The sequence below is a fragment of the Ornithinimicrobium humiphilum genome, from assembly GCF_006716885.1.
Lineage (GTDB): Bacteria > Actinomycetota > Actinomycetes > Actinomycetales > Dermatophilaceae > Ornithinicoccus > Ornithinicoccus humiphilus.
In genome coordinates, this window is record NZ_VFPU01000002.1 from 243452 (window position 1) to 255863 (window position 12412).

Here is a 12412-nt window from a genome sequence, read left to right on the forward strand (position 1 = left end):
CTTCGGGCAGGGGTCGCTGACAATGTCGCCGACCAGACTTCCCGGCACACCAGGGGTTCACGTTAGTCGCAGCGCCCCGGACCCGCGACCGCCGGGCGCACGCGGGCCGGTCGGAACCGCATACCGCGAGGCTTGGCAGACCTGTGACCAATTTGGCAATCGGGCGATGTTGATATTCGAGGTTAGGTGGACCTAAGGTTCTCTCGTCGTGCCGGGATCCCCCCGGCCCCGTCGCACCAGGAGACCCCCGACCGTGACCGCTCTCCCCCGCCGCACCGCGCGCCTCGGCGCGCTCGTGCTCACCGCCTCCCTGGCCCTCACGGCCTGCTCGACCGGCCCCTCGGGCTCGGCCAGCTCCGACGACACCGCGGACGGTGGCACGACGGAGGACTCGGGTGCGACCAGCGACGACACGGCCGCGGCCGACGGTGACACCGGCACCTTCCCGACGACCGTCGAGCACGCCTTCGGCGAGACCACCATCGAGTCCGACCCGCAGCGCGTGGTGACGGTCGGCTGGACCGACCACGAGATCATGGCCGCCCTCGGCGAGGTGCCGATCGCCGCCGTGAAGATCAACTGGGGCGGCAACGACGCCGGCTCGACCGACTGGTTCGACGAGGCCGTCACCGAGCTGGGCGCCGACCCGGCCGACATCACCCGCTACGACGACTCCGACGGCATCCCCGTCGACGAGATCGCGGCGCTCGAGCCCGACCTCATCATCGGCAGCAACTCCGGCATGAGCCAGGAGGACTACGACCGGCTCTCCAAGATCGCGCCGACCGTGGCCTACCCCGAGCAGCCGTGGAGCACCCCGTGGCGCGAGTCGGTCGAGCTCGTCGGCCAGGCCATCGGCCGCCCCGACCAGGCCGAGCAGGCCATCGCCGACACCGAGGCGGCCTTCGAGGCGACCCAGGAGAAGTACCCCCAGCTCGAGGGCACGTCCTTCGCGTGGGGCTGGTTCACCCCGACCGACACCTCCACGATCGGTCTCTACACCGTCACCGACCTGCGCCCGCAGTTCCTCACCGAGCTCGGCATGGTCAACTCCCCGGTCGTCGAGGAGCTGAGCACCGCCGGCACCTTCAGCGCCAACCTCTCCGCCGAGCAGGCCGACACCCTCGACGCCGACGTCTTCGTCTTCTACGTCGACGGCGAGTTCGGCGCCGAGCAGGTGCTCGCCGACCCGCTGCTGTCGCAGATCCCGGCGATGGCCAACGGCGCCTACGTCGCCTCCGCCGACCAGCAGGCCGCGCTCGGCATGAGCTCGCCGACCCCGCTGTCGATCCCGGTCGCGCTCGAGACCTTCATCCCCGACGTCGCCGAGGCCGCCGCGAAGGCCGCCGAGGCCAGCCCGCGCTGAGTCGAGGCCCGCTCATCGCGCCCGACCTGACCACCGCCGCCGACGTGTCTCCCGACGCGCCGGCGGCGGGGCCTGCCCCGGCCCGGACCACCGGTCCGGGGCGGTCGGGCCGGCGCAGCGCGATCGTCAGCCGCCGCCGCACCTGGGGGCCGCTGACCCTCGGGGTCGGCGCCGTGCTGCTCGCCGCCGCGGTGTCGATCGCGGTCGGCTCGCGCACCCTCTCCCCCGCCGACGTGCTGGCCGGGCTGCAGGCGGTGCTCGGCGACGGGGACCACCCGGCCGCGGCCGTGGTCGCCGCCCGCATCGACCGCACGATCATCGGCGCGGTGGTCGGGATGGCGGTCGCGCTCTCGGGTGCGGCCATGCAGGGCCTGACCCGCAACCCCCTCGCCGACCCCGGCATCATCGGCGTCAACGCCGGCGCCGCCCTCGCGGTGGTCCTCGGCATCCAGCTGCTGGGCATCGGCTCGGCCGGCACCTTCGTCTGGCTCGCGCTGCTGGGCGGCATCGCCGCCGCCGTGATCGTGTATGCCGTGGCCGCCGCCGCGCCGGGCGGCGCCGCCCCGCTGACCATGGCGCTCGCGGGAGCCGCGCTGACGGCAGGAGCCGTGAGCGTCACGGCCGGAGTGCTCGTCAGTGACCGGGGCGCGCTCGACACCTTCCGCTTCTGGCAGGTCGGCAGCGTCGCCGGGCGCTCCGCCTCGCTCGTGCTCGACGTGGCGCCGCTGCTGGTCGTCTCGCTGGTGATCGTGGCGTTCGCCGGCCCGATCCTCAACGCCACCGCCCTCGGCGACGACCTCGAGCGGGCGCTCGGCCAGCGCGTCCACCTGGCGCGCGGCGTCGTCGCCCTCGGGGCCGTCGGGCTAGCCGCCTCCGCCGTCGCCCTGGCGGGCCCGGTCGGCTTCGTCGGCCTGGTCGTGCCGCACCTGGTGCGTCTGGTCACCGGTCCGGACTACCGCCGCATCCTGCTCGGCAGCGCCCTCGTCGGGCCCGTGCTGGTCATGCTCACCGACACCCTGGGGCGCGTCGTCATGCCGCCCTCGGAGGTGCAGGTCGGCATCATGACCGCCGTGCTGGGCGCCCCCGGCCTCATCTGGCTCGTGCGCAGGACGGCCGTGCGATGAGCGTCGACACCCGCGTGAGCGGTCCGGGCGCCGGTGGCCCGGGCTCGGGCTCCGGCGCACCCGACCCCGCCCTCGAGGGCGTCGCCGCGCCCGACCTGGCCGACCGCGCGGACACGGTCCGGCGCGCCCGCCACCACGCGCGGCGCCGCACCCACCTCGTGGTGGCCGGGCTGATCGTCGCCTGGCTGCTCGCGATGGTCGTCCGCACCCTCCTGGGCGACTACACGATCACCGTCCCCGACTTCTTCCGGATCGTCCTGGGCACCGGCGACGTCTCCGGTGGCGCGGAGTTCATCCTGATGGACTCCAAGCTCCCCCGCGCGGTCGTCGGCACCCTGGCCGGGCTGGCCCTGGGCAGCAGCGGCGCGACCTTCCAGCTCATGGCCCGCAACCCGCTGGCCAGCCCCGACGTGCTCGGGCTGACGATGGGCGCCAGCGCCGCCGCGGTCTTCACGCTCGTGGCGCTCGACGGCTCCGGCCCCGCGGTCACCCTGGCGGCCCTCGTCGGCGCCGGCCTCGTCGCGGTCGCGCTGCTCACGCTGTCGGGCTCGAACCCCGGCGCCGGCCCGACCCGGATGATCCTCGTCGGCATCGCGCTCTCGGCGATGCTCACCTCCGTCGTGCACTGGATCCTGCTGCGGGCCGACGTCTACCGGGCGCACGAGGCGATGGTCTGGCTGACGGGCAGCCTCGCCTCGGTCACCTGGCGCCAGATCAGCCTGCTGCTCGTCGTCGTCGCGCTGGCGCTGCCGCTGCTGCTGGGCGCGGCGCGCGAGCTGCACCTCGTCGAGCTCGGCGACGACCTGGCCGCCGGCGTCGGGGCCCCGCCCCGCGCGGTCCGTGCCCGCGCCCTGCTCCTCGTCGTGCTGCTCGTGGCGGCGACCACCTCGGTCTGCGGGCCGATCTCGTTCGTCGCCTTCCTCTCCGGGCCGATCGCCCGGCGGCTGCTCGGCGGCCGCGCCTCGATCGGCACCGCCGCGCTCGTCGGCGCGGTCATCGTGGTGCTCGCCGACTTCGCCGGTGCCTACGCCCTCCCCGACGTGAACCTGCCGGTCGGGGTCGTCACCGGCCTCATCGGCGCCCCCTTCCTCCTCTGGCTCCTCACCCGCGAAAGGTCTGCCTGATGAGCTCCCCCGTGCTCCGCGCCGAACGCCTCACCCTCGGCTACGGCGAGCGGACCATCGTCTCCGACCTCGACCTCGAGATCCCCTCGGGCAAGGTGACCGCGATCGTCGGTCCCAACGGCTGCGGCAAGTCGACGCTGCTGCGCGGGCTCTCGCGGCTGCTGAGGCCCAAGGACGGCCGGGTCCTGCTCGGCGACCAGGACGTGCACCGGATGCCGACCAAGCAGGTCGCCCGGGCGATGGCGCTGCTGCCGCAGAGCCCCGTCGTGCCCGAGGGCATCACCGTCGGCGAGCTGGTCGCCCGCGGCCGCCACCCCCACCACGGCCTGCTGCGCCAGTGGACGCGGGAGGACGACGAGGTCGTCGCCGAGGCGCTGGACCTGACCGGCACCACCCACCTCGTCAGCCGCGAGGTCGCCGAGCTCTCCGGCGGCCAGCGCCAGCGGGTGTGGATCGCGATGGTCCTGGCCCAGCGCACCGACCTGCTGCTCCTCGACGAGCCGACGAGCTTCCTCGACATCGCCCACCAGGTGGAGGTCCTCGACCTGGCGCGCGACCTGTCCGTCGACCGCGGCACCACCGTCGTCATGGTGCTGCACGACCTGGCGATGGCCGCCCGCTACGCCGACCACCTCGTCGCGATGCGCGGCGGCCGGGTCATCGCCCAGGGCGCGCCCCGCGAGGTCGTCACCGCCGAGACCGTCTGCGACGTCTTCGGCATCACCTGCCGGGTCCTGTGGCAGGAGGCCACCGGCGACCTGTCCGTCATCCCGCTCGGCCGGCACCGTCCGGTCGGGCACGTCCTGGGCACCGCGGGCACGCCGCGGATCGCCCCCGAGATCGCTCCCGAGCTGGAGGTCCTGCGATGAACGCACCCCTGACCGACACCCTGACCCGCGGTGCCCGCCAGGTGGCCGAGCGCGTGGCCTCCGAGGTCTACGCCCGCACGATGGCGATGCCCCTGGAGCGCTCCGAGCACGCCTGCGTGCCCGCCACCGTGCTGCGCGTCGAGTGGGTCGCGCCGCAGCTGCGCCGCCTCACCGTGCACGCCCCCGGGCTGGCCGGCTGGTATGCCCCGCTCGGCCCGGACGAGTACGTCGGTCTCGTCATGCCCCGCCCGGGCACGACGCTGCCGGACCTCTCGGGCATCAGCGGGCCCAACCCCCGCCCGGTCATCGGCGAGATGCCGGAGGAGACCCGCCCCGACGTGCGGTGGTACACCGTCCGCGCCTGGCGCCCCGAGCTCGCCGAGCTGGACGTCGAGGTCGTGCTGCACCCCGAGGGCGAGGTCGAGGAGGGCCCCGGCGGGCGCTGGGTGCGCGACGCGGCCCCCGGCGACGAGCTGGCCGTGCAGACCGGCACCACCTGCTACCACCCGCCGGCCGACGCCCGGGTGCAGGTGATCGCCGGCGACGAGACGGCATACCCCTCGATCGTGCAGATCGTCGAGGGCGCCCGCGGCACCGGCACCGAGCTGCACGTGCTGCTCGAGACCGCGCCCGGCGCGGTGCCCGACCTGCCCGAGCCCGAGCTCGGCACGCTGACCGTGGTGCACCGCGGCGAGCGCCGTCCGGGCGAGGCCCTGGTCGAGGCGGTCCGCGCGGCCGACCTGCCGCAGCCTGACTACGGCTGGGTCTCGGGCGAGCAGGAGCTGGCCGCGCAGGTGCGCCGCCACCTCGTGCGCGACCGTGGCGTGGCCAAGACGTCGGTCTACTTCTGCGCCTACTGGATCCTGGGCCGCCCGCGCGGCTGAGGTCTAGCCCGCAGGCAGCTCCGCCCGCACCGCCGCGACGTAGAAGGCCACCCCGGCGGGGAGGATCTCGTCGTTGAGGTCGTAGTCGGCGCTGTGCAGCGGCGTGCCGCCGCGGCCGGGCTCGGTGCCGTTGCCGAGGAGGGCGAAGCACGCGGGCACGTGCCGGGCGAACACACCGAAGTCCTCGCTCGGCAGGATCGGGTCGCAGTCGCCCACGACGCGGTCGGCGCCCAGCGCGGCGGTCGCGGCCGCGACGGCCCGCGCCGTCACCTCGGGGTCGTTGACCGTGGGCGCGAACTCGTGCGTGTAGGTCACCTCCGCCGTCGCCCCGTGCGCCGCCGCGACCCCGGTCGCGATCTCGCGGATCCGGCGCTCGAGCAGCTCCTGCACCTGCGGGTCGAAGCTGCGGGTGTCGCCGGTGATCCGCACCGTGGAGGGTATGGCGTTGCGCGCCCCGTCGGTCTCGAAGCCGGTGCACGAGACGACGGCCGGGCGGACCGGGTCGACGTTGCGGGCGACGACGGTCTGGAGCGCCAGGACGATCTCGGCCCCGGCGACGAGCGGGTCGACGACCGCCTCGGGCCGGGCGGCGTGCCCGCCGCGGCCGTGCACGACGATCGTGAAGTTGTCCTCGCTGGCCATGATCCCGCCGGGCCGCACGTGCAGGTGCCCGGCGGGCAGGCCGGGCAGGTTGTGCAGGCCGTAGAGGACGTCGAGCGGGAAGCGCTCGAGCAGCCCGTCGTCGAGCATCGCCTGCGCGCCGCGACCGGGCTCCTCGGCCGGCTGGCCGACGATCCGGACGGTGCCGTCGAAGCCGCCCTCCTCGGCGAGCACGGCGGCGGCCCCGAGGGCCATCGCCATGTGCCCGTCGTGGCCGCAGGCGTGCATGGCGCCGCGGTTGACCGAGCCGTGCTCGCGTCCGGGCACCTCGGTGATCGGCAGCCCGTCCAGGTCGGTGCGCAGCCCGACGGCGCGGTCGCCGGTCCCGCGGGTGAGGGAGGCGACGAGACCGGTGCCGCCGAGGCCCCGGGCGACGTCGAAGCCGAGCGCCTCCAGCTCGCCGGCCAGGTAGTCGGCCGTGGCGTGCTCGGCGAAGGCGGTCTCGGGGTGGCGGTGCAGGTGGTGGCGCCATGCGCGCAGCCGGGCGGACAGGTCGGCGGTCATGCGGAGTCGAGCCCTTCGGTGGAGAGGAGGACGAGGACGGCGTCGGCCGGCAGCGCGAGGTCGGCGCACCGGGCGGGGTCGGACAGGGCGGCGCGGACGCCGGCGAGGGTCGCGGCGCCGCACGGGCCGGAGGAGACGCCGAGCCCCTCGAGGTCGCGGGAGGCGGCGAGCGCCTCGTCGTCGGTCACGGCGACGGCGGCGTCGCAGCCGGCGGAGAGCACCGGCCAGGCGAGCGAGGAGACCGTGCCGCAGTTGAGCCCCGCCATCACGGTGGCACCGGTCGGGACCGCGACCGGGGAGCCGGCCGCGAGGCTCGCCAGCAGGCAGGCGGCCGTGTCCGGCTCGACGGAGAGGACCCGGGTCGGGTGGTCGGCCTCGTTGTGGTCGGTGGAGTCGTCGCTCCCCCGGCGGTAGTGCGCGACGACCGCCTGCGCCAGCGACCCGACGCCGACGGGGACGGCCACCAGGTCGGGCTGTCGCCCGAGCTCCTCGTCGACCTCGGCCAGCAGGGTGGCGTAGCCGTCGACGATGTCCTGCGGCACCTGCTCGTAGCCCTCCCAGGCGGTGTCCTGCACCAGCGCGCGTCCCGGGTCGGCCTCTGCGTGCGCCGCCGCGGCCCGCACCGCGTCGTCGTAGTCGCCGTCGACCCGCACGACCTCCGCACCCTCGGAGGCGATGAGGCCGGCCGTGCTCTCCGGCATGACGCGGGGCACGAAGACCGTGGCCGTCGTGCCGAGCTGCTTCGCCACCCGCGCGACCGCCCGGCCGTGGTTGCCGTCGGTGGCCGTGACGAGGACCGCGCCCGGCTGCCGGTCGAGCACGCGCCGGCACGCCCACGAGGCGCCGAGGATCTTGAAGGCCGGCAGCCCGAGCCGTGACGACTCGTCCTTGACGAGCACCCGACCGACGCCGAGCTCCTCGGCGAGCGCGGGCAGGTCGACCAGGGGCGTGGGGGCGTAGCCGGGCAGCGTGCGGTGGAAGTCGCGCACGGCGGGGGCCTCCCCCACCACGGACCACCGCCGGGCCGCGGGGTTGGCGAACCAGGACGTCATACCCGGAGTGTGGCGGATGCCTCCGGTCGACGGGCGGAGGGTCCCTCAGGCGTCCTCGGCCACCGGGATCCACAGCGCGAAGGTCGACCCCTCGCCCTCCTCGGAGTCGAGCAGCACGGCGCCGGCGTGCGAGTCGGCGATCGCCTTGACGATGGGCAGCCCCAGGCCGGACCCCTCGGCGGTGCCGATGTTGTCGGCCCGCCCGAAGCGGTCGAAGATCCGCCCCCGCTGGCCCTCGGGTATGCCGATCCCCTTGTCGGCGAGCGCCAGCACGAGGTAGCGCGGGGCCGGGTCGGCCCCCGCCTCGACGGCGCGCGCCGCCTCCGGGGCGTCCCCGGCGACCCACGTCGTCGACAGCTCCACCGCCGAGCCCCGGTCGCTGAACTTCACCGCGTTGGCCGCCAGCTGGACGATCGCCTGGAGGATCCGCTGCCGGTCCAGCTCGGCGGTGCCCTCGGCCCCGGCGTGCAGCCGCCAGGCACGGTGACCCAGCGAGGTGATGCGCTCCATCGCCTCCAGGGCCAGCTCGGTGACGTCGGTGCGGGCGGGCTGGTAGAAGTCGGGCCGCTGCGAGCGCGCGAGCATGAGCAGGTCGTCGACCAGCCGCTGCATCCGGTCGACCTCGTCGAGGATGAGCGCCCGCGACGACTCGACGTCGGCCGGGTCGTCGGCGCGGAGCAGCTCGGCGTTGCCGCGCACGATCGTCAGGGGCGTGCGCAGCTCGTGGGCGGCGTCGTCGAGGAACTGCCGCTGCTCGCGCACGCCCGCCTCGATGCGGTCGAGCATCGAGTTGAAGTGCACCGCGAGCTCGCCCACCTCGTTGTCGGGCGCGTCCACCTCGACCCGCCGGGACAGGTCGTCGGTCGAGGTGAGCGCCGTCGCCTCGCGCAGCTCGGTCAGCGGGCGCAGCAGCCGACCGAGCAGGAGGTGGGAGAAGGCCGCGACCGCGGCGAGCACGAGCACCGAGAGGCCGACGTAGGTCAGCGCCCGGTTGCGCACCTCGACGACCTGGCTGCCGAGGTCGAGGGCGACGACGAACTTGGTGTCCCGGTCGTCGCCCGGCAGCTGCACGTCGGTGACCATGAGCCGGAGCACCGTGCCCTGCGTGCGCAGCTCGGTGGCCACCGCCCGGCCGTCTGGCACCGGCAGCTCGGCGACCGCCCGCTGGACGTCGGGATGGTCGATCTCGAAGCTGCGGTCACCACCGGTCAGGTAGCCCATCGTGCCGTCGACGATCCCGGCCATCGCCTCGTCCTGGCTGGCGACGGTCGAGGTGAGGAAGGCGAAGAAGAGCTCCTCGGCGTCGGTGTAGGGCTGTCCGTCCTGCAGCGGCCCGGCCTGCGCCAGCTTGCGCAGCTCGCTGACCTCCTGGGTCAGCTCGTCGTCGACCCGTTCGTGCACCGCCCGGTAGGCGAGGCCGTAGCTGATGACACCCGTCAGGGTCAGCCCCACCGTCATCACCGCGACGATCATCGCGAGCAGCCGCTGGCGGACCGACAGCGTCCGCGGCGGCCGCGAGCGCCGTCCGTCCTCGCTCGCCTCCGGGCGGGGCTCGTCCCGGTGCCGGCCGCCGGTCTCCTCGTCGTCAGCGGTCAGGACCATCGCCGACCTCCAGCACGCCGTGCGCGAGCAGCGCGAACGACACCAGCCAGTGGGTCGCCATGAAGTTGCCCTCGGTGATCTGGCGCAGCACGGCCGCCTCCTGCTCGTCGGCGGCCGCACGGAGCCGGTCGGCCACGTGCGGCAGGGACCGAGCCAGCTCGCGCAGCTGCCAGGCCCGGCTCAGCGCCAGGCCGAGCAGGTGGGCGTACTGCCCGTCGGTCGGGTCGACGACGTCCGGGACGGCGAGCAGGTGCTCGTGCCGCCCCTCGCCCAGGCCGGGGAGGAAGCGGTCCAGCCACACGGCATACGCCCCGGGGCCGAGGACGCGCGAGAGGAGCACGGCCTCGGTGAGGGCGGGCGAGAGGAAGTCGGTGCCGCCGGGCTCCCAGCCGGTGGGCGCCTCGCCGTCGGTGCCGAACCAGTCGATCGCGCGGGTGCGGCAGGCCGCGGCCACGTCGTCGCGCCCGAGCCGCTCGGCGGCGTCGAGCAGGAGGGTGAGGGCGAAGGCGTCGTTCTGGTGCTTGCCGTGGCGCACGGGATAGGTCTGCCGGGGCAGCCAGCCGAGCACCAGGTCGAGGACGGTCTCGCCCAGCGGCGCGACCGCCTCGGCCCACGCCCGGACCGGGTTATGCGGTGCCGCACCGTCCGCGGCCCCGGCCAGGGCGGCGGCGAGCTGGGCGGCCCAGGCCCAGCCGTAGGGGCGTTCGAAGGAGGGCCGCTCGCGCAGGTAGGCGACCTCGACCGCCACGTGCTCCGGCCGGAGCCGCTCGGAGAGCAGCTCGACGACCGCGGCCCGCTCGTCCTCGGGCAGCGCGTCGCCGTGGCGGGTGAGCAGGACGACGAGGGACCACTGCATGTGCACGCAGGAGTGCCAGTCGAGGCTGCCCCAGAAGGCCGGGTGCAGCTCCTCGGGCACGAGCGAGCCGTCGTCGGGGCCGAGCACGGTGTGGCCCGGCGACCACGGGTAGGGCGTGCGGACGACCGTGCGGGCGACGCGGGACCAGGCGGCGGCGTCGGCGGGAGCGGCGGTCATGGCTCCATTGAACACGCGCGGGGCCGACACGCGCCGAGACACCACAGATCCGGCCTCCTCGAGGAAGCAGCGGCGTGCCCCCGCACGACCGTCGTCGACGGGCCCTTGTCAGTGAAGTCCCCCGACTGCCACGCTGCTCAGCTCGGGCGCCGTCGTCGTGTTCGCGCGAGGGCGCGCCGTTGCCCATCTGCGCCCTCCATCGTGACAGGACGACGCAGGGTGGCGGCACACCCGAAGGGATGAGTTCGCGCGGCGGAGAGCACGCCCCCAGGGATGAGATCTGCCCCCACCTAGACTCGCGACCATGCCCACCGACGAGGACCACTACTACGTCGCGCTCGGCGACGGCCGCTACCAGCCGACCCGCCACACCCAGGGCGCGTGGAGCGAGCACGAGCAGCACATGGCGGCGATCACCGGCCTCCTCGTGCACGCCCTCGAGCGCCACGACCCGCGCCCGGACCTGCAGTGGGCCCGCCTGACCTTCGACATCCTCGGCGTCATCCACCTGTCCGAGACGACGATCCGCACGACGACCATCCGGCCGGGGCGGACCATCGAGCTCGTAGAGGCGGTGGCGAGCGCCGGCGGCCGCGACGTCGTGCGGCTCAGCGCCTGGCGACTGACGCGCACCGACACCAGCTCGGTCGCCGTGGCCGAGGCCCCGCTCCTGCCCGACCCCGAGTCGGTGCCGGTGTGGGACGGCATGGACCACTGGGGCGGCAACTTCCTGCAGACCCTGGAGTTCCGCGCCGAGCCCGGGCACCTGCGTCCGGGCCGCGGCCAGGTGTGGGTACGCTCGGGACGGCCGCTCGTCGCGGGCGAGGAGAGCACCGACCTGGCCCGCTGGTGCGGCCTGCTCGACGTGGCCAACGGCATCGTCGGCCGGCAGTCGCCGAGCGAGTGGCTCTTCCCCAACGTGGACCTCACCCTGCACCTGCACCGCGCCCCGACCGGGCCGTGGGCGGGCTTCGACACCCAGGTCTCCTGGGGGCCGACCGGCATCGGCCAGTCGTCCTCGGCGGTGCACGACGTCGAGGGCCCCGTGGGCACGGTCGAGCAGTCGCTCACGGTCCGCCCTCGTCCATAACGATTCGTTCAAGACCCTTTTCCCAGGGTGGTCACAGGTTGCAGGATGAGGGCGGCTCCCTGGCCTGGGCAACGGCGCCCGCAGGGGGTCACCTTCCCCGGATCCGCACCGTCCTTGGCCCCTCTTCCGACGCCTGTCTCGGCAACCCTGAGCAGCGCCTTCCCAGATGTGACACAGATCACAGATGAGACAGGCAACAAAAAGCCGAGCTGCGACGTCTACGTATATGTCAGGACGGGACACCTGACGCTGCTGGGAAGGGACACCCGGCAGATCCGCCCTTGAGACTGAACTTCACTCGGGCGGATGTATGGGGCGCAGTGGGTGGGGCGCGCAGGTTCAGGGGACCTGACGCCCCGCCCCCTGCCGAAGGATCTCGGCAGGGCGGCGGCCCCGTTCCTACCACGAGATCATTCGGAACTCGATCCGTCCTGCCTCCGTCGGACCTACACTTGCAGGCCCATCCGAGGAGGATCCATGCTGACCCAGCGACAGCGCCTGGTGGCGCTCGCCGCAGCAGTCACGTTCGCGCTCGGCGCGTGCGGGCAGGCGACCGACGACACGACTCCCGGGGGGACTCCGAGCGCGAGCCCCTCCGACGACGCGACGACCAGCTCCCCCTCCGAGGAGGACACGATGAAGCCCAGCCCCATCGAGCCCGACAACCCCGACGCCGGCGCGCTGCCGACCGGTCCGGTCCCCGAGTCCGTCACCTCCCGCCCGGAGGTCGTCGCGGCGGTCGAGGACTACGCCAAGCGCCGGGACGTCGCGGTCGAGGACGTCACGATCGCCGGCTTCGCCGAGGTCACCTGGTCCGACGGCAGCATCGGCTGCCCCGAGCCCGGGATGATGTACACCCAGGCCCTCGTCCCCGGCCTCCAGCTGGTGCTGGAGGTCGACGGCGAGCTCGCGAGCTATCACGCCGCGGACGGCCAGCCGTTCTTCTACTGCGCCAGCCCGATCGCCCCGGCCGAGGGCGGCAACCCGGCCAACTAGGGCTGGTCGAGGAGCGGCGGGTCGGGTCGCTCCGGCCCGGCCCCGCCCCCTGGTCCCTCTTGGTGCCGACGACACGCCCGACCTGACCGGCTCCAGCGCGCACGTGCG

General features: G+C 74.5%; 11 protein-coding genes. 7 read left to right on the forward strand and 4 right to left on the reverse strand.

Annotation, left to right across the window (positions count from 1 at the left end):
* Positions 1 to 253: 253 nt before the first annotated feature.
* From FB476_RS14815 to FB476_RS14835, 5 genes are read left to right on the forward strand one after another with little or no spacing between them, the layout of a single operon-like run.
* Positions 254 to 1366: an iron-siderophore ABC transporter substrate-binding protein gene (locus tag FB476_RS14815; protein ID WP_141820754.1), complete on the forward strand. Its 1113-nt coding sequence runs from the start codon at positions 254 to 256 to the stop codon at positions 1364 to 1366.
* A 44-nt stretch (positions 1367 to 1410) separates the two neighbouring features.
* Positions 1411 to 2490 carry a FecCD family ABC transporter permease gene (locus tag FB476_RS14820; RefSeq protein ID WP_238329817.1) on the forward strand — a complete coding sequence of 360 codons (1080 nt, stop codon included), beginning with the start codon at positions 1411 to 1413 and terminating at the stop codon, positions 2488 to 2490.
* Positions 2487 to 3614: a FecCD family ABC transporter permease gene (locus FB476_RS14825; RefSeq protein ID WP_141820757.1), complete on the forward strand. Its 1128-nt coding sequence runs from the start codon at positions 2487 to 2489 to the stop codon at positions 3612 to 3614. Before FB476_RS14820 ends, FB476_RS14825 begins: the two co-directional genes overlap by 4 nt.
* Positions 3611 to 4483 (forward strand): ABC transporter ATP-binding protein, encoded by an 873-nt coding sequence (locus FB476_RS14830; protein ID WP_420359371.1) that lies wholly within the window; start codon positions 3611 to 3613, stop codon positions 4481 to 4483. The genes FB476_RS14825 and FB476_RS14830 overlap by 4 nt, the downstream gene beginning before the upstream one ends.
* The gene (locus FB476_RS14835) at positions 4480 to 5367 is read left to right on the forward strand and encodes a siderophore-interacting protein (RefSeq protein WP_141820761.1); all 888 of its coding nucleotides are present in this window, start codon (positions 4480 to 4482) and stop codon (positions 5365 to 5367) included. The genes FB476_RS14830 and FB476_RS14835 overlap by 4 nt, the downstream gene beginning before the upstream one ends.
* Before the next feature lie 3 nt (positions 5368 to 5370).
* On the opposite strand, the gene FB476_RS14840 is transcribed toward FB476_RS14835, so the two are convergent.
* The 4 genes from FB476_RS14840 to FB476_RS14855 are packed head-to-tail and all read right to left on the reverse strand — an operon-like array spanning position 5371 to position 10218.
* Positions 5371 to 6531: an amidohydrolase gene (locus FB476_RS14840; RefSeq protein ID WP_141820763.1), complete on the reverse strand. Its 1161-nt coding sequence runs from the start codon at positions 6529 to 6531 to the stop codon at positions 5371 to 5373.
* The gene (locus FB476_RS14845) at positions 6528 to 7583 is read right to left on the reverse strand and encodes a pyridoxal-phosphate dependent enzyme (protein ID WP_141820765.1); all 1056 of its coding nucleotides are present in this window, start codon (positions 7581 to 7583) and stop codon (positions 6528 to 6530) included. The genes FB476_RS14840 and FB476_RS14845 overlap by 4 nt, the downstream gene beginning before the upstream one ends.
* Before the next feature lie 45 nt (positions 7584 to 7628).
* Entirely contained in the window at positions 7629 to 9185 is a 1557-nt protein-coding gene (locus FB476_RS14850) for a sensor histidine kinase (protein ID WP_141820767.1), read from the reverse strand.
* Positions 9169 to 10218, reverse strand: a complete 1050-nt coding sequence (locus FB476_RS14855; RefSeq protein WP_141820769.1) for a DUF2891 family protein — start codon at positions 10216 to 10218, stop codon at positions 9169 to 9171. The genes FB476_RS14850 and FB476_RS14855 overlap by 17 nt, the downstream gene beginning before the upstream one ends.
* A 304-nt stretch (positions 10219 to 10522) precedes the next feature.
* Here FB476_RS14855 and FB476_RS14860 point away from each other — a divergent pair, with 304 nt between their 5' ends.
* Positions 10523 to 11308 carry a thioesterase family protein gene (locus FB476_RS14860; RefSeq protein WP_141820771.1) on the forward strand — a complete coding sequence of 262 codons (786 nt, stop codon included), beginning with the start codon at positions 10523 to 10525 and terminating at the stop codon, positions 11306 to 11308.
* A 477-nt stretch (positions 11309 to 11785) separates the two neighbouring features.
* The gene (locus tag FB476_RS14865; protein WP_141820773.1) at positions 11786 to 12304 is read left to right on the forward strand and encodes a hypothetical protein; all 519 of its coding nucleotides are present in this window, start codon (positions 11786 to 11788) and stop codon (positions 12302 to 12304) included.
* The last annotated feature ends 108 nt before the right edge of the window (positions 12305 to 12412 follow it).

Excerpts from the sequence above, each read along its gene's own strand:
- FB476_RS14825 (WP_141820757.1), top strand. The coding sequence starts at position 2,487 with ATGAGCGTCGACACCCGCGTGAGCGGTCCGGGCGCCGGTGGCCCGGGC.
- FB476_RS14865 (WP_141820773.1), top strand. The coding sequence starts at position 11,786 with ATGCTGACCCAGCGACAGCGCCTGGTGGCGCTCGCCGCAGCAGTCACG.
- FB476_RS14850 (WP_141820767.1), bottom strand. The coding sequence starts at position 9,185 with ATGGTCCTGACCGCTGACGACGAGGAGACCGGCGGCCGGCACCGGGAC.
- FB476_RS14835 (WP_141820761.1), top strand. The coding sequence starts at position 4,480 with ATGAACGCACCCCTGACCGACACCCTGACCCGCGGTGCCCGCCAGGTG.
- FB476_RS14845 (WP_141820765.1), bottom strand. The coding sequence starts at position 7,583 with ATGACGTCCTGGTTCGCCAACCCCGCGGCCCGGCGGTGGTCCGTGGTG.
- FB476_RS14840 (WP_141820763.1), bottom strand. The coding sequence starts at position 6,531 with ATGACCGCCGACCTGTCCGCCCGGCTGCGCGCATGGCGCCACCACCTG.
- FB476_RS14855 (WP_141820769.1), bottom strand. The coding sequence starts at position 10,218 with ATGACCGCCGCTCCCGCCGACGCCGCCGCCTGGTCCCGCGTCGCCCGC.
- FB476_RS14860 (WP_141820771.1), top strand. The coding sequence starts at position 10,523 with ATGCCCACCGACGAGGACCACTACTACGTCGCGCTCGGCGACGGCCGC.